This is a genomic window from Paraburkholderia sp. PGU19, assembly GCF_013426915.1.
Taxonomy (GTDB): Bacteria; Pseudomonadota; Gammaproteobacteria; order Burkholderiales; family Burkholderiaceae; genus Paraburkholderia.
Window position 1 is genome coordinate 2634111 of the sequence record NZ_AP023179.1, and the last position, 25486, is coordinate 2659596.

23 protein-coding genes are annotated in these 25486 nt (G+C 63.7%); 12 read left to right on the forward strand and 11 right to left on the reverse strand.

What is annotated here, in order from left to right:
- Positions 1-28 precede the first annotated feature (28 nt).
- From H1204_RS12015 to H1204_RS12030, 4 genes are all read right to left on the reverse strand, one after another.
- A complete protein-coding gene (locus H1204_RS12015) occupies positions 29-250 on the reverse strand; it encodes a hypothetical protein (RefSeq protein WP_180728477.1) in 222 nt (73 codons plus the stop codon).
- Between the two features lie 156 nt (positions 251-406).
- On the reverse strand, positions 407-1813 hold the full coding sequence (locus tag H1204_RS12020) for a sigma-54 dependent transcriptional regulator (protein WP_180728478.1): 1407 nt from the start codon (positions 1811-1813) through the stop codon (positions 407-409).
- Positions 1814-2141: 328 nt separating this feature from the next.
- Positions 2142-2408 (reverse strand): hypothetical protein, encoded by a 267-nt coding sequence (locus tag H1204_RS12025; protein WP_180728479.1) that lies wholly within the window; start codon positions 2406-2408, stop codon positions 2142-2144.
- Between the two features lie 69 nt (positions 2409-2477).
- Entirely contained in the window at positions 2478-2795 is a 318-nt protein-coding gene (locus H1204_RS12030; protein WP_180728480.1) for a DUF883 family protein, read from the reverse strand.
- Positions 2796-3238: 443 nt separating this feature from the next.
- On the opposite strand from H1204_RS12030, the gene H1204_RS12035 reads away from it, so the two are divergent.
- The 3 genes from H1204_RS12035 to H1204_RS12045 all read left to right on the forward strand — a co-directional run bounded on the left by H1204_RS12035 (position 3239) and on the right by H1204_RS12045 (position 5799).
- Positions 3239-4294 carry a sigma-54 dependent transcriptional regulator gene (locus H1204_RS12035; protein WP_180728481.1) on the forward strand — a complete coding sequence of 352 codons (1056 nt, stop codon included), beginning with the start codon at positions 3239-3241 and terminating at the stop codon, positions 4292-4294.
- Positions 4295-4711: 417 nt separating this feature from the next.
- On the forward strand, positions 4712-5251 hold the full coding sequence (locus H1204_RS12040; RefSeq protein ID WP_243468621.1) for a hypothetical protein: 540 nt from the start codon (positions 4712-4714) through the stop codon (positions 5249-5251).
- Positions 5248-5799, forward strand: a complete 552-nt coding sequence (locus H1204_RS12045; protein WP_180728483.1) for a hypothetical protein — start codon at positions 5248-5250, stop codon at positions 5797-5799. The genes H1204_RS12040 and H1204_RS12045 overlap by 4 nt, the downstream gene beginning before the upstream one ends.
- A gap of 103 nt (positions 5800-5902) precedes the next feature.
- Here H1204_RS12045 and H1204_RS12050 read toward each other — a convergent pair whose 3' ends face one another.
- Together H1204_RS12050 and H1204_RS12055 are read right to left on the reverse strand one after the other, a co-directional pair.
- The gene (locus H1204_RS12050; RefSeq protein ID WP_180728484.1) at positions 5903-7246 is read right to left on the reverse strand and encodes a nitrate/sulfonate/bicarbonate ABC transporter ATP-binding protein; all 1344 of its coding nucleotides are present in this window, start codon (positions 7244-7246) and stop codon (positions 5903-5905) included.
- Positions 7247-7268: 22 nt separating this feature from the next.
- Entirely contained in the window at positions 7269-9023 is a 1755-nt protein-coding gene (locus H1204_RS12055) for an ABC transporter permease subunit (RefSeq protein ID WP_180728485.1), read from the reverse strand.
- Positions 9024-9738: 715 nt separating this feature from the next.
- On the opposite strand from H1204_RS12055, the gene H1204_RS12060 reads away from it, so the two are divergent.
- Positions 9739-11418, forward strand: a complete 1680-nt coding sequence (locus tag H1204_RS12060; protein WP_180728486.1) for a sensor domain-containing diguanylate cyclase — start codon at positions 9739-9741, stop codon at positions 11416-11418.
- A 174-nt stretch (positions 11419-11592) separates the two neighbouring features.
- Positions 11593-11859 carry a hypothetical protein gene (locus tag H1204_RS12065; RefSeq protein ID WP_036003535.1) on the forward strand — a complete coding sequence of 89 codons (267 nt, stop codon included), beginning with the start codon at positions 11593-11595 and terminating at the stop codon, positions 11857-11859.
- Between the two features lie 105 nt (positions 11860-11964).
- On the opposite strand, the gene H1204_RS12070 is transcribed toward H1204_RS12065, so the two are convergent.
- Together H1204_RS12070 and H1204_RS12075 are read right to left on the reverse strand one after the other, a co-directional pair.
- Positions 11965-13293 (reverse strand): ATP-binding protein, encoded by a 1329-nt coding sequence (locus H1204_RS12070; protein WP_180728487.1) that lies wholly within the window; start codon positions 13291-13293, stop codon positions 11965-11967.
- A complete protein-coding gene (locus H1204_RS12075) occupies positions 13277-14002 on the reverse strand; it encodes a response regulator (RefSeq protein WP_007587938.1) in 726 nt (241 codons plus the stop codon). The genes H1204_RS12070 and H1204_RS12075 overlap by 17 nt, the downstream gene beginning before the upstream one ends.
- Positions 14003-14225: 223 nt before the next feature.
- Here H1204_RS12075 and H1204_RS12080 point away from each other — a divergent pair, with 223 nt between their 5' ends.
- The gene (locus H1204_RS12080; protein WP_180728488.1) at positions 14226-14765 is read left to right on the forward strand and encodes a periplasmic heavy metal sensor; all 540 of its coding nucleotides are present in this window, start codon (positions 14226-14228) and stop codon (positions 14763-14765) included.
- A 173-nt stretch (positions 14766-14938) separates the two neighbouring features.
- On the opposite strand, the gene H1204_RS12085 is transcribed toward H1204_RS12080, so the two are convergent.
- The gene (locus H1204_RS12085) at positions 14939-15646 is read right to left on the reverse strand and encodes a pirin family protein (RefSeq protein ID WP_180728489.1); all 708 of its coding nucleotides are present in this window, start codon (positions 15644-15646) and stop codon (positions 14939-14941) included.
- Between the two features lie 536 nt (positions 15647-16182).
- On the opposite strand from H1204_RS12085, the gene H1204_RS12090 reads away from it, so the two are divergent.
- From H1204_RS12090 to H1204_RS12110, 5 genes are all read left to right on the forward strand, one after another.
- Positions 16183-16959: an ABC transporter substrate-binding protein gene (locus H1204_RS12090; protein ID WP_180728490.1), complete on the forward strand. Its 777-nt coding sequence runs from the start codon at positions 16183-16185 to the stop codon at positions 16957-16959.
- 298 nt (positions 16960-17257) lie between these two features.
- Complete coding sequence (gene hisQ, locus H1204_RS12095) at positions 17258-17947, forward strand: histidine ABC transporter permease HisQ (RefSeq protein ID WP_180728491.1); 690 nt, start codon at positions 17258-17260, stop codon at positions 17945-17947.
- On the forward strand, positions 17944-18657 hold the full coding sequence (locus H1204_RS12100) for an ABC transporter permease (protein ID WP_180728492.1): 714 nt from the start codon (positions 17944-17946) through the stop codon (positions 18655-18657). Before hisQ ends, H1204_RS12100 begins: the two co-directional genes overlap by 4 nt.
- 30 nt (positions 18658-18687) lie before the next feature.
- Complete coding sequence (locus H1204_RS12105; RefSeq protein WP_274608181.1) at positions 18688-19473, forward strand: ATP-binding cassette domain-containing protein; 786 nt, start codon at positions 18688-18690, stop codon at positions 19471-19473.
- A 579-nt stretch (positions 19474-20052) separates the two neighbouring features.
- Positions 20053-21210 (forward strand): porin, encoded by a 1158-nt coding sequence (locus H1204_RS12110; RefSeq protein WP_180728493.1) that lies wholly within the window; start codon positions 20053-20055, stop codon positions 21208-21210.
- Between the two features lie 245 nt (positions 21211-21455).
- Here H1204_RS12110 and glnK read toward each other — a convergent pair whose 3' ends face one another.
- Together glnK and H1204_RS12120 are read right to left on the reverse strand one after the other, a co-directional pair.
- On the reverse strand, positions 21456-21794 hold the full coding sequence (gene glnK, locus H1204_RS12115; protein ID WP_007587958.1) for a P-II family nitrogen regulator: 339 nt from the start codon (positions 21792-21794) through the stop codon (positions 21456-21458).
- 132 nt (positions 21795-21926) lie between these two features.
- Positions 21927-23984, reverse strand: a complete 2058-nt coding sequence (locus H1204_RS12120; protein ID WP_180728494.1) for an NAD(+) synthase — start codon at positions 23982-23984, stop codon at positions 21927-21929.
- Between the two features lie 321 nt (positions 23985-24305).
- On the opposite strand from H1204_RS12120, the gene H1204_RS12125 reads away from it, so the two are divergent.
- Complete coding sequence (locus H1204_RS12125) at positions 24306-25478, forward strand: GNAT family N-acetyltransferase (RefSeq protein WP_180728495.1); 1173 nt, start codon at positions 24306-24308, stop codon at positions 25476-25478.
- The last annotated feature ends 8 nt before the right edge of the window (positions 25479-25486 follow it).

A 25486-nucleotide genomic window follows, 5' to 3' on the forward strand; every position in this document is an offset into this window, starting at 1 on the left:
GCGCCGCGCCATTCCGAATACGAAAAGGTCAGAATTCCGGCAGCAGCGTCATGCGCGCGCTCGTATGCGGCGTTTGCGAAGGCTGCGACGGCGGGTCGCCGATAGCGGGCGTATCGGGGTCGGTGGGTTCACGCGTCGGATCGGGCACCGTATCGGGCGGGTCCGGCTCGGGTGGCGTGCTCGGCGTAATGGGTTCGGGGCGGTGCGCGTGGATTTCGTAGACAGCGTGGACGGCGTCATGGTCCGGCATGGTCGGGCTCCCTGTTTTCGTTCGATGTCGCCAGCGCTTCGCGCGCAAGCGACTGTTGAACCAAACCAGCAAGGCATGTGCCGTTGTGTCGCTGTCCGCCGTAGCGGACAGCGGCAAAATCCCGCCATATCACTTATGTCATCGAGCGCGACGCGCTCAAGCGTCGGCCTTGCCGAGCGCCTGCGGCTCGTCGCTGACGTCGTCGCCGTCGGCGCGTCCGGCATCGTTGCCGTATTCGACGAGCCGGTTATACAGCGTCTTCAGGCTGATGCCGAGAATTTCGGCCGCACGCGTCTTCACGCCGCCGCACTGTTCGAGCGTCGCCAGAATCAGCTGACGGTCGGCCTCGGCGAGCGATGTGCCGAACGGAATCGTGATCGCCGTGCCCGCCGTCGGCTTGGACAGCGAAATCTGCAGCGGCACGGTGGCCGTGCTGTCCGAATCTGTGCCCGCCATGATGTGCGCGCGTTGCACGTAGTTCTTCAGTTCGCGCACATTGCCGGGCCACGGGTACGACAGCAGCATCTCCTTCACAGCGGGCGGGAAGTGCTTCTTGGTGGTGTGCTGCTCGTTGAGATCGTCGAGGAACGCTTGCGCGAGCAGTTCGACATCCTTGCCGCGCTCGCGCAGCGGCGGCAGGCTGATCGGAAACACGTTCAGACGGTGATACAGGTCGAGGCGCAGCTTGCCTTCCAGTACGGCCTGCTCCGGATCGCGGTTCGTCGCGGCGATCAGGCGCACGTCGGTTTCGATTTCCTTCGTCGTGCCGACGCGCATGAACATGCCCGTCTCCAGCACGCGCAGCAGCTTCACCTGCAACTCGATCGGCATTTCGGTGATTTCGTCGAGGAACAGCGTGCCGCCGTTCGCGCGTTCGAAATAGCCTTTGTGCTGACGGTCGGCGCCCGTGAACGCGCCGCGCTCGTGGCCGAACATCTCCGATTCGATCAGGTTCGGCGAGATCGCGCCGCAATTGACGGCAAGAAACGCGTGCTTGCGACGCAAGCTCAATTGATGCAGCGTCTGCGCGGCGACTTCCTTGCCCGTGCCCGATTCGCCCACCAGCATCACGGAAGCGGCCGTGGGCGCGACGCGGCTGATCTGGTCGTACACCTGCTGCATGATGGGCGAATTGCCGAGCATCAGGCCAAAGCGGCCCATGCGCCGCAACTCGCCGCGCAGCGTGCCGATTTCCGCCTTCAGGTCGCCCGCGCGCGGCAGGCGGCTCAAGATGGCCTTCACGCGCTGCATGTTGATCGGCTTCACGAGGTAATCGGCGGCGCCCATTTTCAGCGCGCTCACAGCCGACTCGACCGTCGCATGCCCCGTGATCACCACGAACTCGACGCCCGAGCGTGGATCGAGATCCTCGAACAGGTCGACGCCCGACCCATCGGGCAGCTTCAGATCGGTGAACACGACGTCAGGCGTTTGCCGCACCAGCTGGATGCGGGCCTCGCGCAGATCGCCCGCCGTCGCCGTGGTCAGCCCGTCTTCCGCGATGATGGCCGCCAGCGCCTCGCGGGTACTCGGATCGTCATCGACAATCAATACATGTGGCATCGCGTATGGAAAGCTCGTAAGTGCTGGTCATGGATACGCGCAGCCTGCGTCTCGCCGGAAGTTGCGAACGACGAAAGCGCCCGCGCGCTGCGATTTTCAAGCATACGCTCGCATCACAGCGACGGACGCCTCAACCGGAAAAACTTTCCGAATTAACGCATCTACGCAACAATTACCGCAAATTTTGCTATAAAATGCACTTATTGTTGTGCTTTTTGCTCATTATAAGGCCTCGAATCGAAAAAACATCAACTCGCATACGAGGCGGCGCACGGTCGTATCAAATTGCATTCGGCCGTGCGCTTCAGTGCCGGGCGTCAGTGCCGGTTTAGCTGCGTGGAAACGGCCACGCGTCCCCGTGATCCGCGCCGTTGCCGTTGTGCAGATGTTTGGCGGGCGTGGGCGCAACCTGCGCGCCCGGTGCATCCGGCGCAGGTTGCGCCGCTTCCGTCACGGCGCCGCCCTCGCCTTCCCAGCGCGTCAGATCGCGCGCGAGCGGTTGCTGCGCGGCGCGCTGCTTTTGCACCCAGCGCCATGCCAGTACGCCGCCCACGGCGAACAGGGCGCCGAATACGCCGATCCTGGGTCGTGCCATGTTGAACTCCTTGCTGTCGTGAATGGAAAGGGCAGCGGCCACGCGGCCGCCGCGCCGGATTGGCGCCGCTCAGCGCGCGGCGAGCATGCCGAGCACGAAGCCGACGCCGGCCGCGATGCCCAGCGCCCGCCACGGGTTCTGGCGCACGTATCGCTCGGTCTGGACGGTGGCGCTGCGGTAACGCCGCTGGGCCGAGGTCTGCGCGTCGGCGAGCGCGTTCTGCACGGAATCGACGTGCGTGCGCAGCCGCTCACGCAGCGCGTCGAGGCCTTCGCCCGGCACAGCCGCCGCGAGTCGCAGCATTTCTTCTGAATCGGTCAACAGCACGTTGAGATCCTGGACAAGTTTTTGCCGGCCCAACGCGAGCTGTTCAGTGGTTTCCGTCATTGCAATCTCCTGTTCCGGCGCGGGGACCGGATTTGTCCCGTCTGACGACGGGCGGTTCCGGTGTCATGCGCCATCTCCTGTCCGTCGCAACGGTCGTTCCTGGCATCCTCGTGCGATCCACGGGTACCCAGCAAGTTCCGCAAAACGCGGCGCAACTGAAGACCGCGCGAAGGCCGCGCGCAGGCATGCGTGAAGCAGACAAAGTTGCCGACACGCCGCGCGCGTCGCGCAACTTTTGCCGGCAACGCGTGTCGATCGTACGTTAACGTTTGCGAACTGCCTGCGAACGGCAAACCTGCATGCGCCTTGCCGGAAATGGCGCGTGAGTGGTTAAATTGCCTTTTGTGAGATAGTGGACCACTCTTACGAGGCAATCCACGCTCTCGATACTGGCCTGCGCCATTCACGACACCCACCCGAAATTGCACAGGACACCCTTGCCTATGTCGTCAACCGATCTGGACTCGCCCGCCACCGAAGCCGATGGCGGCGGTGCGTCTCCGGCGAAGCAACGCGCGGCGGAAAACGTCCCGGGACTGAAGTCGTACGGCACGCTGTACGGCTCGTCGCCCGTCATGCTGGATCTCTACAAACAGATCGACCGCGTGGCCGCGACCGATGCGACCGCGCTCATCATCGGCGAATCGGGCACGGGCAAGGAGCTGATCGCGCGCACGATTCACGACCATAGCGCGCGCAAGGGCGGCGCGTTCGTCGCCGTCAACTGCGGCGCGATACCCGACGAACTGATCGAAGCCGAACTGTTCGGCCATGAAAAAGGCAGCTTCACGGGCGCGGTCCAGGGCCGCATCGGCTACTTCGAGCATGCGAACGGCGGCACGCTGTTTCTCGACGAAGTCACCGAAATGGCGCCCGTGCGGCAGGTGAAACTGCTGCGCGCGCTGGAGACGGGCACGTTCTATCGTGTCGGCGGCACCGAGCTGATTCGCGGCGACGTGCGCGTGATCGCCGCGACCAATCGTGACCCGGCCGTCGCGGTGAAGGAAAACGGCCTGCGCGAAGATCTGATGTACCGGCTCGCCGTGTTCCCGCTGCGCGCGCCGCCGCTGCGCGAGCGCGAAGGCGACCGTGAACTGCTGGCCGTGCATTTCCTTGACGAGCTCAACCGCCAGGAAGGCACGAACAAGGTGTTCAGCAAGCGTTCGATGGAAACGCTGCGCACCTGGTCGTGGCCCGGTAACGTGCGCGAACTGAAGAACGCGGTGTATCGCGCGTTCATTCTGGCGGAGAAGGCGGTGGAGTTGCCGCATCCGCATCTGATGTCACGCGTGAAGAAACCCGTGACGGTCGGCGACTCGATGAGCGTGTGGATCGGCACGCCGCTCGCCGATGCGCAGAAGCAGATCATTCTCGGCACGCTCAAGTACTGCGGCGGCGACAAGCGGCGCGCGGCGAAAGCGCTCGGCGTGAGTCTCAAGACGCTGTACAACCGCCTCAGCACCTACGGCGACGAAGAGTCGAATCACGACGACAACTGATTCGCGGCGACGCGCGCAGCCTGTTGCGCGCTGATCGTTTTTGCGGTTTTTGCGCGTCCTTCTTCGCACCACCCCTCCCCGCACCAAGTTCGCGGCTTTCAGTAAAGCCGTCTCTTCTTCAATCGAGCCGCGCCGCACGCAAGCGCTCACGCCAGCCGCGCCCCCATGCCTTGCTCAGGCATGCCAACTGCTGCTCACGCGAATCAGAAAGACCGCGACCACGCAGCATCTTTTGCAATTGCTTGCATTTTCCCTATGCCAATTACAAAACGCATCCTGCACAATGCCGCAGCGAAAAATCAGATGTATCTGCCTTCGCGCTGGCGCGCTCCACACGTCGAAGGCACGAGCAGGAGTGACGACGAAGAAATGCAAAAAGCAATGCACCGTTACAAACACGCCGCGCCGCCCAGCGCCATGCGGCGATCGATCTTCCCGAGCGCCACGCTGATTGCAGCCCTGGCCGTCGCCGTCACCACGACGTTGAGCGGATGCGGATCGCTCTATTCGGAAGGTGCCACGGCGGGCGCCGGTATCGCGGGCGCGGCCATCGCCGCGAAAGTGACGAACAACGCCGCCGTCGCCACGGGTATCGGCCTTGGCGCCGTCGCCGCGGCGCGCGCAGGTGTGCAGTACTCCGAACGCGTGATCCATCGCAACACCCAGGACAGCATCGCCGTGGTCGCCGGCCCGCTCGCGGTCGGCGCGGTCGCGCCGTGGAGCATCACGCATTCGGTGCCGATCGAAGAAGACGAGCATGGCCGCGTGACTGTCAGCCGCACGATCAGCGCGGGCGAACTCGACTGCAAGGAAATCGTCTTCTCCGTCGATAAAATCGCGACGAAGAACGTGCCCGCGTCGAGCGCGTTCTATGTCGCGTCGATCTGCCGCGATGGCACGGCGTGGAAGTGGGCGTCGGCAGAGCCCGCGACGGAACGCTGGGGCTCGCTGCAATGAGCGCGCGCCCGTCAACCGGAAACCTGCGGGCGGCGGCTGTGCGGCTCGCGCTCGTCGGGGCGTTGTGTATCGGCGCGGGCGCGATCGTCAGCGGCTGCAGTTCGGCTTCCGTCGGCGCGGCAGCGGGCGCCGGCGCCGGCGCGGCGACGGGCATCTTCACCGCGAATCCCGCTGTGGGCATCGGCGTGGGCATTGCCGTGCAGGCCACCACCGATGAAGCCGTCGCGCGCTATATGCGCGTGATGCACTCGGATCAGCAGAACCTGATAGCGGCGCTGGCGGGCGCGATGCCCGTCGGCGAGACGCGCGACTGGAGCGTCAAGCACTCGCTGCCCATCGAGAACGGTCACGGACAGGTGCGCGTGACGCGCGCGTTCGCGTCGTCGCTCGCGATCTGCAAGGAGTTCGTGTTCTCGGTCATCGACGGCGACAAGCCCGATGCGGAGGTCGACTGGTACACGGCGAGTGCCTGCCAGCAGGACAACAAGGGTTACTGGAAATGGGCGTCGGCCGAACCGGCTGTCGAGCGCTGGGGCAATCTGCAGTAACGCTCGCGGTGCCGCTGCTCGTAGCGCAGCGCATCGGGACCAAAACAAAGGGGAGCCGCGCGGCTCCCCTTCTTTTTACGCGCACGCCATTCGCGCGCTGCCGTCAGGACTCGACGTCCTCAAGGCTGAAAATTTCCGTCTGGTCGTTATACGAGAAGATCTCGGCATAACGGCCCCAGTTGATGACGGCGTCGAGCGTCTCTTCAGCCGCGCTGTCCGACAGGAAGTCTTCCAGTTCCTGCTCGAAGCGCACGCGCGGCGCGCGGTGTCCCGGCCGCTCGTTCAGCACCTTCTTGATTCGCGCCGCGAGCGGCACATGCTTGAGCAGATGGTCGGCGAACATCAGCTTGCGCTCCTGCGTGCCGAACTCGGCAAACACGCGCGCGGGCGGCGTCAGGAAAATATCGCCTTCGCGTACGTCCGCGAAGCCCAGATGCTGCAGCACTTCGGCGATCGGGAACAGGTCGTCCACTTCCAGATGCAATGAACGCGCGATTTCCGGCATGTCCGCGCGGCCGTGATACGGCGCGGCCGCCAGCGTTTCGATCAGACCCGCCATCAGGTTGGTCGACACGTGCGGCAGCCAGCTATGCAGCTCCAGCCCCTTCTTCGTTTTCTCATCCGTTTGACGCGCCGTCATCTTCGCGTAGATGTCGTCGACCAGCCGCCGGAACGCCGGGTCGAGACGGTTGCGCGGATGCTTGAACGGCACCTTGATCTCGGCGATCACGCGGCCCGGATTCGACGACAGCACGAGGATGCGGTCGCACATGAACACGGCTTCCTCGATGTTGTGTGTGACGATCAGCACCGACTTGATCGGCATGCGCCCTTGCGTCCACAGGTCCAGCAGGTCGGTACGCAGCGTCTCGGCCGTCAGCACGTCGAGCGCGGAGAACGGCTCGTCCATCAGCAGCAGTGTCGGATCGACGACCAGCGCGCGCGCAAAGCCGACACGCTGGCGCATGCCGCCCGACAGTTCGCGCGGATACGCGTTCTCGAAGCCATCGAGACCGATCAGATCGATCGCGGCGAGCGCGCGTTCGCGGCGCGCACGCGCACCGACGCCGAGCGCCTCGAGACCCGCTTCCACGTTCTGCAGCACGGTCAGCCACGGAAACAGCGCGAAGGTCTGGAACACCATCGCGACGCCTTCGGCAGGCCCTTTGAGCGGCTTGCCCATGTAGGTCACTTCGCCGTCCGTCGGCTCGATCAGGCCGGCGATGATACGCAGCAGCGTCGACTTGCCCGAGCCCGAGCGACCGAGCAGCCCGACGATCTCGCCTTCGCGCAGCGACAGATTGGCGTCGTCGAGAACCAGCAGTTCGCCTTGGGTCTTGTTGAACCCGCGGCACACGTCCTTGACGCGCAGGATTTCTTCGCCGAGGCGCGGCGGCATCGGCGGCGTCTGGATCGGCGCGGCGGTTACGGTTTTCGGATTTTGCATCGCGTTATGCCTTCAATGAATCTCAATCGAGCCGCAGACGGCTTTCGGCGTAGGCGTACAGCGGACGCCACAACACGCGATTGAAGAGGGACACGAACAGGGACATCACCGCGATGCCCAGAATGATCTTCGGATAGTCGCCCGCAGCCGTGTACTGCGCGATATACGCGCCGAGCCCGTGCGCCGCGAGTTTGGTGTTGCCCCACTCCACGGCTTCCGCGACGATGCTCGCGTTCCACGCGCCGCCCGAGGCGGTGATCGCGCCCGTCACATAGTACGGGAACACACCCGGCAGCATGGCCTGGCGCCACCATTGCCAGCCGCGGATGCGGAAATTCTTCGCGGCTTCTCTGTAATCGTTCGGATACGCGCTCGCGCCCGCAATCACGTTGAACAGGATATACCACTGCGTGCCGAGCACGATCAGCGGCGACAGCCAGATGTCCGGGTTCAGATTGAACTTGACGATCACGATCACGAACACGGGGAACAGCAGGTTCGCCGGGAACGCCGCGAGGAACTGCGCGAGCGGCTGGATCTTCTCCGCGAGCGAGGGGCGCAGCCCGATCAGCACGCCGATGGGCAGCCACACGACCGACGCGAGCGCGATCAGCAACGTCACGCGCAGCAGCGTGATGAGACCGAGCACGAACACATGGCCCACTTCATCGAGCGTCACGCCCGTGCGTACGTACTCGACGACGCGATACACGACAAATACCGTCACCAGCACGACGATCACGGACCAAACGATGTCGCCCGTTCTGGACGGCTTGAGCACGGCCGGCTTTGCGAACTTCACCGGCCCGACGCTCGGCAAGCGGATCGGCACGCGCGCAGCCTTCGCGAACATCCAGCCGATGGGCACGAGCAGGCGGTGAATCAGCCGCGTGCGGCGGATCAGGTCGAGTAGCCACGATTCCGGCGCGTCGCCGGAACTCGTGTTCTCCATGCGGAACTTGTCCGACCACGCGACGAGCGGACGGAACAGGAACTGGTCGTACGCGAGAATCACGACCGTCATCGTCAGGATCACCCAGCCGATCGCGTGCAGGTTCTTCTCGGAGATCGCCGCCGCCAGATACGCGCCGATGCCCGGCAGCGTGATGGTGTGATTGCCGACCGTGATGGCCTCGGAGGCGACCACGAAAAACCAGCCGCCCGACATCGACATCATCATGTTCCAGATGAGGCCCGGCATCGAGAACGGCACTTCGAGCTTCCAGAAGCGCTGCCACGACGTCAGATGGAAGCCCTTCGACACCTCGTCCAGATCGCGCGGCACGGTGCGCAGCGACTGGTAGAAGCTGAAGGTCATGTTCCACGCCTGGCTCGTGAAGATCGCGAAGATCGCGGCCAGCTCGGCGCCCAGCACCCGCGACGGAAAGAGCGCGAGGAAGAACGTCACCGTGAACGAGATGTAGCCGAGCACGGGCACCGACTGAAGGATGTCGAGAATCGGCACCAGCACCTGGCCCGCGCGGCGGCTCTTCGCGGCGAGCGTGCCGTAGACCAGCGTGAAGGTCAGCGACGCGACCATCGCGGCGAGCATGCGGAGCGTGGTACGCAGCGCGTACTCAGGCAGCTTCGCCGGGTCGAGCGAAATCGGCTCGCTTTGCAGCGTCGAGATGGGCGCCATCGTCTCGTGGAAACCGACCACGGCCATCGCGATCAGGCAGATGATGAGCGGAAACGCAACGAAATCCCAACGATTGGGCAGCACCCGCCACGCCGAAGCGTTGGCAGTGCGGTTCAGGGTGAAGCTGAACAGATCCATCAGGCGGCTCTCCTTTCGCGGCGGGATGCAAACATGCCGCCGGCCACGATGGCTACGCGCGCGCCGACATGACTGGCGACGGCGCGACGGTCCGAGGATGGATCCGGAAAGCGGAAATCAGGCATGGCAAAACGCTAATGCGCGGTAAATCGTTGGCGTTCAATACGCATTGGCCGGCGACGGATACATCGCGCGGCGCCCCGTGCGGGCCTGCACTTACGGCCGGCGCAATCGTGTTGCGCGGGCCGCCGCCGGCAGGCCAGCGAGCTTTCCTCATTTTGGACGGCACGACACTACTACAACCTGTGTGACAGAAACAACCGTTGACACTCAAATGTCACGCTGAATGGTTACCGGAATGGATCTGTAAGCGTCAGGCCGCGTGTATCAGCAGGCCGGCTTGCGCCTGCTTCAGGCGAACCGTCGCGTGCGAGCCACAACGATGTCGTGCCGCTATTCAGAAAGTCCCGCTGGAGGCCGTTAATACCCCACACGGGACTTTCGCGCGCGCAAATCCTGGCTAGCGCCGGGCCGTGCGCCGGTTAAAATCGGGATGCGGCGAAACCTGCTGGCCAACGGCGACGAGGACGGTGGCGCGGCGCATTTATCCTGGCTCCGTGCGAAGCACGGTGAAAATTGGCAGGAACGGCCCAGCGCCAGCGCGTTGCAACGAAAGACGTTGTTGCATGAATCAGTCAGACGGATCAGAGGGTCGATGAAAAGGACAACCTTGCGCCAGGCATTGGGACCGGCCAGCTTCGTACTGGTCGTGCTCGCATGCTGGTTCGCCTCCGGCCTGGTCGCGGACCGGATGGTACAGCAAGAACTGGATACCGCCTTGCGCCAGCAGCGGCAAATGTCCGCCTCGATCGTCTACAACATGGCCGAAGTGATCGCGAGCGACCTGGCGATGTCACGGGCAATACCCGCCACCATGGCCGAACTCGGCGTGATCCAGCAGGCGCTGACGCACTCGCAGAATTATGCCGCGTCAGGCGTCGACCTGGAACCCGCCCATCGCGAAGATCTGCTGAAGTCGCCCGAACTGGCGGGCATCAACGGTTTTCTGCGCGACGCCCAGGGCTTCTCGGGCCTCGACATCATCTGGCTGGTCAACGCGAACGGGCTGTGCGTCGCGGCGAGCAACGCGCAAAACGCGCATTCGTTCGTCGGGCTCGACATGCGCTCGCGCAGCTACCTGACCAACGCCCTGCTCGGCGCGTTCGGCGAGGCGTACGGCGTGGGCCGCATGAGCGGCGAGCCGGGCATCTTCATCTCGGCGCCCGTCTACGACGACGGCCTGCTGGTCGGCGCGATCGTCGCCAAGGTCGGCATCGCGCGGCTGCGCCACTGGGTCGCGCACGCCGGCACCTTCGTCACCGACGACAACGGCGTGGTCATCATGGCGCACAACGCCGCGCTCGAAGGCCAGGCCATGCCGAACTCGCGCGTCACGCAGATGAACGCGGTCGAGCGCATGGGCACCTATCATCGCGACCAGTTCGCAACCATCCAGATCCAGCCTGTGAAGAGCCAGGTGCGCAGCGACGCGCCGTGGGTGCCGACGGCGATCGCCGACCAGCTGTTCGACATGCCCGGCCAGCCAATCCCGACGCTCTACCAGTCGCGAAGCGGATTGAACTCCGGTCTCTCCGCGCATCTCGTCGATCCGCTTGTCGCGTGGCCCGAGCTGATGCGCAATCACAAGCGCGATCATCTGCTGGTGTTCCTGACGCTCGCGGGCACGGTGGCGCTCGCCTGGGTCATTACCGTCTCGTATCTGCGCGAGCGGCGCCATCACCGCGCCACTCGCGTGCTGGCCGAGCAGTTGCAGTCGGCGAACACGCTGCTGTCCGCAGAAGCGCGTCACGACGCGCTGACGGGCGCGCTGTCGCGCCGTTATTTCCTCGACCTGTTGCGTCACGAGATCGACCGTGCGCGCGCGACGGGCGAGCCGCTGTGCATGGCGATCGCCGACCTCGATCACTTCAAGCAGATCAACGACCGCTTTGGCCACGCCGCCGGCGACCGCGCGCTCGAACACTTCGTCGATACCTGCCGCGCCGAGCTGCGCGGCAGCGACGCGATCGGCCGGCTGGGCGGCGAGGAATTCGGCATTCTGCTGCCGTCGACACCGCTCGGGACCGGGCTCGAAGTGGTCGAGCGCCTGCGCGTGCGCCTGAAGGCGACGCCGTCGGCGAAGCTGCCGCAGTCGGTTGGCTTGAGCGTGAGTATCGGCATTACCGAGCTGTCGGCGGAAGATCTGCCCGAGCGCATCATCAGCCGCGCCGACCAGGCGCTCTACGCCGCGAAACAGGGCGGCCGCGACCGCAGCGAGGCCGTGCCGCCCGACGATACCGCGCCGCCCACGCGCACGCCCGCCAATGCCTGGTGACGCCTGCTCGTAGAGTTGGGTGAACCCGATAAGCAGACGAAACGCTCTCTGACCAGTCAAGGATGCGCGCTGCATCGCGCATGTCGAGGCCGCCGGGCAATCGGAGCTTAAGCAGGTATCATCGACTTTCATCCGAAAGTTGTGATCACCGCTTTACGCTCCCCGGAGGTTCGCATGAAGGGAAATCTGGTCATCGTTTGCCGCGATCAGGACGCTGACGCCTTCGATCATCTGCTCGCAGAGTACGGCGCGTTTCAGACGCGCCTGTCGTCGACCGCGTGGTATCTGAAGCTGGAAGTCGCGCCCGAAGTGATACAGGAAGAAATCCTCACGCGTCTTGGCAAGTACACGACGCACTACATCTTCGAGGCGGATACGGTGACGTGGAATACCGTAGACAGCGAAGCCGCCGCCGCGCTCAACACGCTCTTCACTGAATAGGCACGCTGCCTGCCTGATCGAACGGTATGGACGGGGCCGTCGCAATACCTGTGCCCCAGATCCGTTTCTGAATGCCGCGCAGCCGAAGCGCGCGGCGCATCACACTCACCAGACGATTTCCGACGCCGCCACCGTGCGCGACACCGCTTCCAGCGGGAACGTCATCTGCACGCGCAAGCCTCGCCCGCCGTCAGGCGCATCGTTGTTGCCGATCTGCCAATCGCCGCCCGCGCGCCGCACAAGCCGCTCGACGATCGCAAGGCCCAGGCCGCTGTGGCCATTGCCGCCGCGCGCCGGATCGAGCCGCACGAACGGCCGGCTTGCGTTGATCAGATCCTGCGCGGCGATGCCGCTGCCGTTGTCCGTGACTGTCAGCGTGAAGCCCTGCGACGTGCGCGCCGTGGCCACGGTGACGGGCGGCGCGCCATACGCATGCGCGTTGTCGAGCAGGTTGGACAGGATGCGGTCGAGCGTCGCGGCGGGCAGCATGAAGCCCGGACCGGCGCGCAGATCCGTCTGCACCGTCGGCGCGCCGCCCGACACCGCGCGATAGCTGCGCACCACGCGCTCGCACTGCGAGTCGACTTCGACGGGTTCGCTGCGGTCGCCGCCGTCGTGCGCGAACACAAGAAACTGCTCGACGATATGCGTCATCGAATCGACGTCGCGCACCACGCCGTCGCGCGTCTTCGCATCGTCCATCATCTCAGCGCGCAGTCGCAGACGCGCAAGCGGCGTCTTCAGGTCGTGCGCGACGCCCGCTAACATGACCGCACGATCATGCTCGGTGCGCGCGACCTCCTGCACCATCTGGTTGAAGCCGTGCGTCAACTGTCGCAGTTCGCGTGGGCCGCGCTCACGCACGGGCGGCACGGGCAGGCCGCGCCCGAAGCGCGTCACCGCCTGCGCAAGCGAGCGCAACGGCTGCTGCAGCTGCCACGCCGCGAAGAGCGCCGCCATGACACCCGCCGAGAAAATGATGCCGAGCCACAGGACCATCCGGTCGAGCGAGCGTGGCGGCCGCAACGTCTGCACGGGGACCACGATCCAGCTTGGGTCGCTCGCCGCGCGAACCCACAGCGCGGGCGGCTTGCCCGGCGTGCCGACGCGCACCTGCGTCGAGGTGGGCAGACGGTCGCGCACGTCGTCGACGAAACGATCCAGCGGCGCGGGCAATTTCGATACGTCGGGCGGCACGTCGGCACTCGCGGGATCGACCAGCCGCACGCGCGAAGGCAGCGGCTGATCCGGCTCGCGCCTGACGTGATCGCGCACCGCGTCGACGAGGAACACGGCCTCTTCGACGGCATAGCGCGTCTGCGACTGGTTGCGCTCGAAGCGCACTAGCAGATACCACGCGAAATGCGACACCAGCAATACACAGACGACGAGCAGCGCGAGCCGCCCGAACAACGAATCAATTGGACGCCGCATGTTGCTCGCCATCGGGGACGAACACGTAGCCGCGCCCGCGTACGGTCTGAATGAAGCGCGGCACGGACGGATCGGTTTCGAGAATGCGGCGCAGGCGCCACACCTGCACGTCGATGCCGCGGTCGGTGCCGTCGTATTCGGGACCGTGCAGCAGTTCGAGCAGGCGCTCGCGCGTGAGCGTGCGCATCGGGTGATTGACGAAGATTTTCAGCAGCGCGAATTCGCTGCCCGACAACGTGAGCGGCTTGCCTTCCTGATGCAGCGTGCGCGACTGGAAGTCGAGCGTGAAGCGGCCGAACGAGAACGGCTCGCGCTGTTCGGGCGCAGCCGCCGACGGCAGCGTCTTGCGGCGGCGCAACACCGCCTGCACGCGCGCGAGCAGTTCACGCGGGTTGAACGGCTTGCCGAGGTAATCGTCCGCGCCGAGCTCCAGGCCGACGATGCGATCCACGTCGTCGGCACGCGCCGTCAGCATGATGACGGGGATATCGTCGCCCGATGCGCGCAGCTTGCGCAGCGCCGTGAGACCGTCGACGCCGGGCATCATCAGGTCGAGCACGATCAGATCGGGCCGTTCGCGCTCAATGCGGCGCTCCAGTGAACTGGCGTCGTGCAGCACCGACACTTCGATGCCTTGCCGGGCCAGATAATCGCGCAGCAGATCGCGCAGTTCGACGTCGTCATCGACGACCAGAATTTGAGTAGCCATGGTTTGAAGTGTAACGCGCGCCCCGCTGCGTTTCCGCCCCTACTGGCCCCTAAAGGGTTACCGGGTGTTACCGCGAAAGGCACACGTAATGTCACGTAACTTCCGCAAGGATACGCGTAACACGACCTGCATTCGATCGCTCTACGCTGTGCCTTACCGAATGCGCGCTGGTCCACCTTCGAGACGGGCGGCATCGTCGGCTAGTTGATCAAGGAGCACAGTAATGTCCAAAAAAACATCACGCTTTCTCGCCGTTGCCGCTGCATCGCTTGCACTCAGTCTCGGGGCCGCGTTCGCCGCGCAGCCCCAAGGTGGTCCGGGCATGGACCACGGCGGCCCGGGCTGGCACCACGGCGGCTTCATGAAGGAACTGAACCAGTTGCACGGGCAACTGAAACTGAACGCGGATCAGGAAAAAGCATGGCAGGCCGCGGTCGACACGATGAAGCAAAGCCATGAAGCCGAACGTGCGAACCATGAGCAGATGCGCCAGCAGTTCAAGCAAATGCAGCAGCAACCTATTCTCGACCTGAACGCGATGCACGCCGCGCATCAGCAGATCGAGCAGAAGGACGCGCAGCTGCGCGAGCAGACGTCGACGGCATGGCTGAACTTCTATAACGGCCTGAACGACCAGCAGAAGACCACCGTCAGCACCGCGCTGAAGCAGCACTTCGCGAAGATGGAGCAGCGTCACCAGAAGATGCACGAGCGTTGGGAAAAGCATCAGGGCGACGCAGCGGCTTCGGCGGTGAAGCCTTAAGCGAGGTTGGCCGCGTTCCGGCGCGCGCGTCGGCGTGTGGATGAACGCCCTTCGCCGGGCGTGACGCGCGCAAAACAAAACGCCACGGAAGGCAGCTTCCGTGGCGTTGTTTCATTGGCCGTCCGGCAGACGCACGGACGGCACGGACGACATGAACGAAGGCGCCGCCTCGCTCAACGCAACTGACCGAGGTCGAACAGCAGCACTTCCGCGCCCTCGCCGTTTTCGACCGTGACGCTCGCGGCATCGGTGATCATCGCGGCGTCGCCTGCCTTCAGCGCCTCGCCATTGACCGTGACGGCGCCGCGCGCGACATGCACATACGCCTGGCGCCCCGCTGCGAGCGCAAGCTCGTCGCGCTCCGCACCATCGAAGAGACCGGCGTAGATCGACGCGTCGGCGTGGATGGTCACCGCACCGTCGCGGCCGTCCGGCGCTGCCACGACGCGCAGCCGTCCGCGCTTGTCGGCATCGGTGAAGCGCTTTTCCTCGTAGCCCGGTGCGTCGCCCGCGCGTTTCGGGATGATCCAGATCTGCAGCAGATGCAGCGGGTCTTCCTGCGAGCCGTTGAACTCGCTGTGCATCACGCCCGTGCCGGCGCTCATGCGCTGCACGTCGCCGGGACGGATCGTCGAGCCGTTGCCGAGGCTGTCGCGATGCGACAGCGCGCCCTCGAGCACATAGGTGACGATCTCCATGTCGCGATGCCCGTGCGTGCCGAAGCCCTGCCCCGCGGCGATCCGATCCTCGTTGATCACGCGCAGCGGACCGAAGTGCATATGCTCGGGATCATGGTAATCGGCAAACGAGAAGCTGTGTTTGGCGTTCAGCCAGCCGTGGTTGGCGTGGCCGCGCTCGTCGGAACGACGAATCCTGATCATCTGAATCTCCCGTGAATAATTTCCGATGACGGGAATGTATGGGCTGCGCCCGCGAGGCACAATCCGCACCGCCGCACCGGATCGTTTCATAAATGATGGCAATGCCCGGGAGCCGCGCAATGCACGCTGCATCAGCCGCCGCGCTGCGGCGGGACGGCTCGCCAGCACGCCGCGACCGCGTGTCGCGCGTGCATGTCTCTGGCGGCAAAGGGCTTTTTCCATGCCTCGAGGACTGGCACGGCGCGCGGGTTCGGGTAAAATACCGCGCTTTTTGGAATGGGTCGACGCGTGTGCCGCGTCCGGACGGCGCAGCCGGCAGCGCGGGCTCGGCAGGAACGCACGGTAACCGTCGGAGCGCGCACGAAGCGGACAGAGTAAGAGCGCCATCGGGCGGCGTGGAACAGGCCTCCGGGCCAAAACAATCCACCGCCGGAACGGGCAGCCTATTTTTGTCCGCCTAGAATGGCGACGGCCGGCCGCACGCGGGCTGCCGTCACCGCAAGAACGCATGCGGCGACCGGGAAGTCAGGAGAAACATGAAGAAATACGCACTGTGCGTGGCGCTCGCCGTCATGGCGTCGGGAGCCATGGCAAAAGAATGGAAAACCGTGCGTATCGGGGTCGACGCCAGCTATCCGCCGTTCGAATCCGTGGCGCCGAGCGGCCAGATGATCGGTTTCGACGTCGATCTGACCCGCGCGCTGTGCGCGAAGATGAACGTCAGGTGCGTATGGATTCCGCAGGATCTCGACGGCATCATTCCGGCGCTGAAGGCCAAGAAGTTCGACATCATCGTGTCGTCGCTGACGGTGACCGACAAGCGCCGCGAGCAGATCGACTTCTCCGACAGGCTGTTCGACGCGCCCGCGCGCATGATCGCGAAGAAGGGCTCGCCGCTGCTGCCAACGGTTGAATCCCTAGAAGGCAAGCACGTCGGCGTCGAACAGGGCTCGACGCAGGAAGCGTACGCGAAGGCGTACTGGGAGCCGAAAGGCGTGACGATCGTGCCTTACCAGAACCAGGATCAGGTCTACGCGGATCTGGCGACGGGGCGTCTCGACGCCGCGCTGCAGGACGAGCTGCAGGCCGACGCCGGCTTCCTGAAGACGCCGCGCGGCAAGGATTTCGCGTGGGCGGGCCCGGAAGTGAAGGACCCGAAGACGCTCGGCGAAGGCACGGCCATCGGCGTGCGCAAGGAAGACGGCGAGCTGAAGGCGAAGCTGAACAAGGCGCTTGCCGAGGTTCACCAGGACGGCACGTTCACAAAGCTCGAAAAGCAATATTTCGACGTCGATATTTTCCAGAGCCGATAACAGGCACTGAAAAGCCGCTGCATCGCGTCAGATGCGGCGAAAGCTCGGGGCTGGCCCGGATGGGCTGGTCTGCGGGCTTCGTAATAAAGTCGGACCGAGAGTCGCAACGCAGTAGAACAAGGCAGGAAAACGCGCTGCCGGCCAGTCAGGTAGTAACGGCCAGGCAGTCATGATTCGCACAGCGGCATGCTGTGCGCCGCACGGGAGACATCGAAGGCATCCGCCTTCGGACGAACCGCCGCAGCGTACGGATTGCCGCGTCTTTCGCGGCGCTCGGGAGCGTCGTCAAGGACCCACTATGCTCTTTCAAGGCTACGGCCCGCTCATCTTTGCCGGCACGGTGCAGACCGTGAAGCTGGCAATCCTGTCGCTCGCATTCGCTTTCGTGCTGGGCTTGCTCGGCGCGGCAGCGAAGCTGTCGAAGAACCGGATCACGAACGGCGCGGGCACGCTCTATACGACGCTCATTCGCGGCGTCCCCGATCTGGTGCTGATGCTGCTGCTCTTCTACAGCATCCAGATCTGGCTGAACAATCTCACCGACATGCTCGGCTGGGATCAGATCGACATCGATCCATTCGTTGCCGGCGTCGCCGTGCTCGGCTTCATCTATGGCGCGTATTTCACAGAGACCTTCCGCGGCGCGTTTCTCGCCGTGCCGCGCGGCCAGCTGGAAGCTGGCGCCGCGTACGGCATGACGGGCTGGCAGGTGTTCACGCGGATCATGTTCCCGCAGATGATGCGCTTCGCGCTGCCCGGCATCGGCAATAACTGGCAGGTGATGGTCAAGGCGACGGCGCTCGTGTCGATCATCGGCCTCGCGGACGTCGTCAAGGCCGCGCAGGATGCCGGCAAGGGCACGCTGCGGTTCTTCTTCTTCACGCTGATGGCGGGCGCCATCTACCTGCTCATCACGACAGCCTCGAACTTCGTGCTGATGTACCTCGAAAAACGCTACTCGACTGGCGTACGCAAGGCGGAACTATGATCGAGCTGATCCAGGAATACTGGCGCAACTATCTGTATACGGACGGCTACCGCTTCACGGGCGTCGTCATCACGTTGTGGCTGCTGGTCGTTTCCATTGGCCTTGGCTTCTGCCTGTCGGTGCCGCTCGCCGTCGCGCGCGTGTCGAAGAAGAAATGGCTGTCGACCCTCGTCTGGCTGTATACGTATATCTTCCGTGGCACACCGTTGTACGTGCAACTGTTGCTCTGCTATACGGGTCTCTACAGCCTCGAGATGATCCGCTCGAACGAACTGACCAACGCGTTCTTCCGCGACGGCATGCATTGCACGCTGCTCGCGTTCACGCTGAACACCTGCGCGTACACGACGGAGATCTTCGCGGGCGCGATCAAGGCGACGCCGTATGGCGAGATCGAAGCCGCGCGCGCCTACGGCATGTCGCAGTTCACGCTGTATCGCCGCGTGATCCTGCCGTCGGCGCTGCGCCGCGCGCTGCCGTACTACAGCAACGAAGTGATCCTCATGCTGCACGCCACCACGGTCGCCTTCACCGCGACGGTGCCCGACATCCTGAAGATCGCGCGCGACGTCAACTCGGCGACCTACCGTTCGTTCGACGCGTTCGGCATTGCCGCCCTGCTCTATCTGATCATTTCTTTTGGGCTCGTCTGGCTTTTCCGCCGTGCCGAGCGCCGCTGGCTCGCTTATCTGCGCCCGCAAGGCAAGTAAGGCGCCGACCCAGGCAAGTCAAGGAACCCGATGAACACTCCAGCTACACCGCAAATGCTTTTCGTCGACAACCTGCACAAGCAGTACGGCGACAATGAAGTTCTCAAAGGCGTCACGCTGCGCGCGAACCGCGGCGACGTGATCAGCGTGATCGGCTCGTCCGGTTCGGGCAAGAGCACGATGCTCCGCTGCATCAACTTTCTCGAACAGCCCAACGCCGGGCGCATCTTCGTCGAAGGCCAGGAGATCCGCACGCTGAAGGACAAGCACGGCGCGCTGCGCGTATCGGACCCGAAGCAGTTGCAGAAGATGCGCACCAAGCTTTCCATGGTGTTCCAGCACTTCAACCTGTGGACGCACATGACGGTGCTCGAGAACATCATCGAAGCGCCGCTGCATGTGCTTGGCATTTCGCGCAAGGAAGCCGAGGAGCGCGCCCGCACGTACCTGGAGAAAGTAGGTCTCGCGCCGCGTCTCGAGAAACAGTATCCGTCGCATCTGTCGGGCGGCCAGCAGCAGCGCGTCGCGATCGCCCGCGCGCTGACCATGAACCCCGACGTGATGCTGTTCGACGAACCGACTTCCGCGCTCGATCCCGAGCTCGTCGGCGAAGTGCTGAAGGTCATGCAGACGCTCGCCGAGGAAGGCCGCACGATGATCGTCGTCACCCATGAAATGGCCTTCGCGCGCAACGTGTCGAATCACGTGATGTTCCTGCATCAGGGACGTGTCGAAGAAGAAGGCCATCCAGACGAAGTGTTCAGGAACACGAAGAGTGAGCGTCTGAAGCAGTTCCTCTCGGGAAGCCTGAAATAAGGCTGCAATGTAGTTTATGTAGTATTACAGGGCGCTTACCGGGCGCCCTTTTTCATTTCCGCGCGGCGTCGCCCTCTCCTTCCTGCACGCCCTAAAAGCTTCGTCGTCCCAACATCTGCGCGATCAGCAGCCAAAACGCGTTTACTCCCGACGATTCTCTCCGTCAATAGTGGCAATCCTTGACGCAACTCATTAACAACGGTGTGTCCCTTGCGCGACAAGGCGTGGAGAGGCCTTCGCAGCCCTCTGTCCCCCACTTGTCCCATATTGGTATTGCAATTTAGAGACATCTTTACCGAGCATCACTAATTTATTCGCCAACCGAAGGGTATTTTGCTAAATTAGTAACCAAAGTAGCAAAACAAAGTTCAAGAAAAGTAGTTTCACTTCAAAACGAACAAACAGGAGATACCGGTCGCGAGGGATCGGAATGACGATCAGACAGCCAGAAAGGCTGCGCGTCGACACCACAACCGGCCACCGCGCATCTCCCTGGACAAGATCCCTGCTCGGCGCTGCTGGCGTCCGGGCACCACTCGCAGTACTGGCTTTACTTTTTGACAGGGTATGGAGGAGAAGATGAAGAAAGCTTTGGCTGCCGCAGCGCTGCTGACTTTTGGCGTTGCCGCACACGCACAGAGCAGCGTGACGCTGTACGGGCGTCTGGACGCTGGTCTGGAGTACATGTCGGGTGTGCCGACGAACCAGGTGAACGGCTCGGCAACGAGCAGCTCGCACCGCTTCCGCGCAGAAAGCGGCGACTGGGGTACCAGCCTGTGGGGCTTGAAGGGTGCTGAAGATCTGGGCGCCGGCACGAAGGCGGTGTTCCAGTTGGAAGGCTCGTTCAACACGATGACGGGCGCTGGCCCTGGCGGCGGCGGTCTCTTCAATCGTTGGGCGACGGTCGGTTTCGCGAATGACCAGTACGGTACGTTCACGATGGGCCGCATGCTCTTCATCTCGAACGGTGTGTGGGACTTCGATCCGTTCGGTCAGTCGAACTGGTCGTCGGCATCGCTGGTGCGTGGCCGCAACTGGCCGCAATCGAGCAACAACGTAGCCTACCAGTCGCCGAAGATCGCAGGCTTTGACTTCTACGGTCAATACGCGCTGTCGAACGCGACGAACTGGAACGGTAACGGCACGACGGCACAAGGTCGCGAAGCTGGCGCACAGGTCACCTACACCTCGTCGCTGTTCCAGATCCGCGGTCTCTATGACGAAATCCGCAATCCGGCAAACGGTGGTCTGTACGGTCCGGGCACGCCGGCAGCTGATCCGACCAACACGGGCAACATCGCAACGGGCGTGTTCGCAGCATCGCGCGAATACTCGGCTCTCGTGAACGTGTTCCTCGGTCAGTTCAAGATCCAGGCTGCATACCAGGCGATCCGCACGTCAGGCGCAACGGCAGTTCTGCCGGGCACGCCGACGACGCTCGATCACGAGTGGGGCGGTGTCACGTGGCAAGCTACGCCGGCTGCAGCTCTGATCGCTGCCGTGTATCACGTGAACGGCAACAATGGCGCGGGCAACGCGACGATCTACACGATCGGTGGCTCGTACAACCTGTCGAAGCGCACGCTGCTGGACCTGCAAGTCGCAACGGTGCAGAACAGCAAGGGTGCTAACTACGGCCTGAACGCCAACAACTCCGGTACGGCAGTCGCAACGGACAACCCGCTGCCCGGCCACAGCCAGACGGGCGTGTACGCAGGTATCCAGCACTCGTTCTAATCGAACGGTGCTAACAGAACAGCTTTAACAGAAACGGTTTTCACGCTGCTGCGAGAGGCGCGTATCGGTGCGATGTCCGAAAGGGTGTCGCACCTTTTTTTATTGCTGCGCGATGAAGGCGCAAGCGTCTTGTCTATTTCGCTCAGGCACTTCGCTCGTGCAGAAAAGCACCGGCGCGGTGCAACGCCGATGCTTCTGCTTCGATGTGCTATTTCAATCGACGGGCGCAACGCCCGCAGTGAAACTCACACGGCCGCTTCGTTCTCCTCACCCGTACGAATGCGGATCACGCGTTCGACATCCGCGACGAAAATCTTGCCGTCGCCGATCTTGCCCGTGCGCGCCGCGCCGATGATGGCATCGATCACCTGATCGCATTGATCGTTCGCGACGACGACTTCGATCTTCACTTTCGGCAGGAAATCGACGACGTATTCGGCGCCGCGATACAGCTCGGTGTGTCCTTTCTGGCGGCCAAAGCCTTTGACTTCAGTGACGGTCAGCCCGGTCAGGCCGACTTCGGCGAGCGCTTCGCGGACTTCGTCGAGCTTGAAGGGTTTGATGACGGCGGTAATGCGTTTCATGGCGGGCCTCGTCTCGGTTCGGAAAAAGGAAGGTTCAGATGCGTTGATTCTACGCCGCAGCGCACACGTTGCCAGCACCGGGCATGGCAACGCGTGCAGTAACCCGCGCTCGACGGCAGATAAAGACTGATTTCAGGCGGCTTTGTCCGGAACCGTTGCGAGATCATCGGTCCAGACGGTCGCTTCCGAATCGCTCGGCGCGCGCCAGTCGCCGCGCGGCGACAGCGAACCACCCGAGCCGACCTTCGGCGAATTCGGCACGCAGCTGCGTTTGAACTGGCTCGTCTTGAAGAAGCGCCACAGGAAAATGCCGAGATTGCGCTTGATCGCGGCGATATCGTATTCGTTGCGCTCGACATGCGCGCCTTCAGGCCAGCCGCCCTGCTCCTTGTCGCGCCACGCGTGCAGCGCGAGGAACGCGACTTTCGACGGCGAAAAACCGTAACGCAAGATGTAGAACAGATTGAAGTCCTGCAACTCGTATGGCCCGATGAATGATTCCGTCTTCTGCTCGATCGCGCCAGCGGCTTTGGCCGGCACGAGCTCGGGGCTGATTTCCGTGTCGAGCACGTTGAGCAGCGTGTCCGAGCCGCTCTTGCCGACGGCACCCGTCTCCGCGACCCAACGCACCAGATGCGTGATCAGCGTCTTCGGCACGCTCGCGTTCACGCTGTAGTGCGACATGTGATCGCCGACGCCATAGGTGCACCAGCCGAGTGCCAGTTCGCTCAGATCACCCGTGCCGATCACGATGCCGTTATGGAAATTGGCGAGACGGAACAGATGGTTCGTGCGCTCGCCCGCCTGCACGTTCTCGAAGGTGATGTCGTACTTCGCCTCGCCCGCCGAATACGGATGGCCAAGGTCGTTCAGCATCTGCTCGCAGCTTGGCCGGATATCGATTTCCATCGCGGTGCAGCCGACCACGCTCATCAATTCGCGCGCCTGCTTGAGTGTGCGGTCGCTGGTTGCGAAGCCCGGCATCGTCACGCCGATGATGTTGGTGCGCGGCAGCTTCAGCCGGTCCATCGCCTTCGCGCAGACGAGCAGCGCATGCGTCGAGTCGAGCCCGCCCGACACGCCGATCACCACCTTCTGGATATTCGACGCCGACAGCCGCTGCACGAGCGCCTGCACCTGAATGTTGTAGACCTCGTTGCAACGCTCGTCGCGGCGGCGCGAATCGGCGGGCACGTACGGGAAGCGCTCGACCTTGCGTGCAAGTGGCAGCGCCTGCGACGCATCGTGCCCGATCGCGAAGCGAACGATCTGGAACTTCGCCGCTTCGTCTTTGTGACGTTGCACCGACATGCCGAATGTGGTCTGCCGCATGCGTTCGTGCGAAAGCCGTTCGAGATCGATGTCCGCGAAAATCATGTGCGAGTCGTCGAGAAAGCGCTCGGACTCGGCGAGCATCTCGCCGTTCTCGTAGATCAGCGCCTGGCCGTCCCACGCCATATCCGTCGACGATTCGCCGCGTCCCGCCGACGTGTACAGATACGCCGCGAGGCAGCGCGCCGACTGCTGGCCGACCAGTTGATGCCGGTAGCCCGACTTGCCCACCACGACGTTCGACGCCGACAGGTTCACCAGCACCGTCGCGCCCGCGAGCGCCGCGAACGACGACGGCGGAATGGGCACCCACACGTCCTCGCAAATCTCGACGTGGAAGCGGAAGTCCGGCACGTCGGTCAGTTCGAACAGCAGCGACGCGCCGAACGGCACCTGCTTACCGAGCAGTTCGATGTCACGCGCGACGGCGCTGTCGGCGGGCGTGTACTGGCGCGCCTCGTAGAACTCGCCGTAGTTCGGCAGATACGTCTTCGGCACCGCCCCCAGCACGACACCGCGCGCGACGACGATCGCGCAGTTGTACAGGCTGTGGTCCACTTGCAGGGGCATGCCGACGATCAACGCGACGGGCAGCGTCTTCGACGCCTCGACGATCTTTGCCAGCGCGGTCTTGCATGCGTCGAGCAGCGCACGCTGATGAAAGAGGTCGTCGCAGGTATAGGCGGGCAAGCCGAGTTCGGGGAACGCGACGAGCGCCGCACCTTTCGCCGCGGCCTCGCGCGCAAGCGCCAGCGTCTCGTCGGCGTTGAAGGCCGGATCGGCGACGCGGCAGCGCGGCACGCCCACCGCGACACGGGCAAAACGGTGCGAATACAGGTTGAAGAAGTTGCCTTTCATGTCCGGGATTCCTAATGCGCGCGAACCGGGAGAAATGGTCGCGCGCGAAACAGCTGCTATCGATCAGCGTAGATGATAAGCCGTAAGCGCATTCAAGGTCTCGATCGCGTGCGCGAGCGGGCCATGCCGCGCGCTACGGGCGCGCATTTGCTTTAACATGGCCGTTCGCCGCGCCGCGGTCACGCCTGCGCCAAGTGCCGATGCATCTGGCCGCCAGCAAAACGAAGCGCGCGACATTCGTTTATCAGCCTCATCTGAACCCGCTGCCGCACAATGCACGCAAGCGAGTGCGGCATCCGGGATCGCCAACGGTCGAACAGATTGAACCAGGAACGTTTTGATTACCGCGCAGGCATTCTTGCTTCGCCGCTCGAAGTCGATGCCGCCGAATGGAATGCGCTGCTCAACCTGCAAGCGCAACCCACTCCATTCTTGCGCCACGAATTCTTGAGCGCGCTGCACGCGACGCGATGCGCCGTCGCGGATACGGGCTGGGCGCCGCAATTCGTCACGCTGACTGATCCGCGCACGGGCAAGCTCGCCGCGGCCGCGCCCGTCTACGCAAAGGAACACTCGTACGGCGAGTACGTGTTCGACTGGGCGTGGGCCGACGCGTACAAGCGCAACGGCCTGCCCTACTATCCGAAGCTGCTGTGCGCCGTGCCCTTCACGCCCGTGCAGGGCACGCGTCTCATTGCCGCCGACGCCAACGCGCTGCGCCATCTCGCCGCAACGCTCGTCGCGTTCGCCGAACAGGCCGACGTGTCGTCGCTCCACGTGCTGTTTCCGACCGAAACCGAGGCAGAGGCGCTGACCGATCTCGGCATGATGCAGCGCGAAGGCGTGCAGTTTCACTGGATCAACGACGGCTACCGCCACTTCGACGACTTCCTCTCGACGCTCGAACAGAAGAAGCGCAAGAACATCCGCGCCGAGCGGCGCAAGGTGCGCGATGCGGGCGTCACGTTCCGGCGCTTGCCTGGCGAAGACATCAGCGACGCCGACTGGCGCTTCTTCAGCAAGTGTTATCGGCAGACGTACCGCGAGCACTTTTCGAGTCCGTATCTGAATTTCGACTTCTTCCGGATGATCGGCGCGTCGATGCCGGAAAATCTGATGATGGTGATCGCCGAGTACGAGGGCAAGCCGATCGCGAGTTCGCTCGTCGTCTATCAGCGCGACGGCGCGAACGCGGGCGGCACGCTATACGGCCGCTACTGGGGCGCGCTCGAACACGTGCCCTGCCTGCACTTCGAAACCGCGTACTATCAGCCGCTGGAGTTCTGCATCGAACAGAAGCTGGGCGTGTTCGAAGGCGGCGCGCAGGGCGAGCACAAAATGGCGCGCGGCTTCATGCCGACCGTCACGCGCTCGACGCACTGGCTCGCGCATCCCGCTTTTTCGGACGCCGTCGCGCACTTTCTCGACAACGAGAAGAATCATATCCACGCGTATGTCGACGAACTGCGCGAACACAATCCGTTCAAGGAATAACGAGGAAC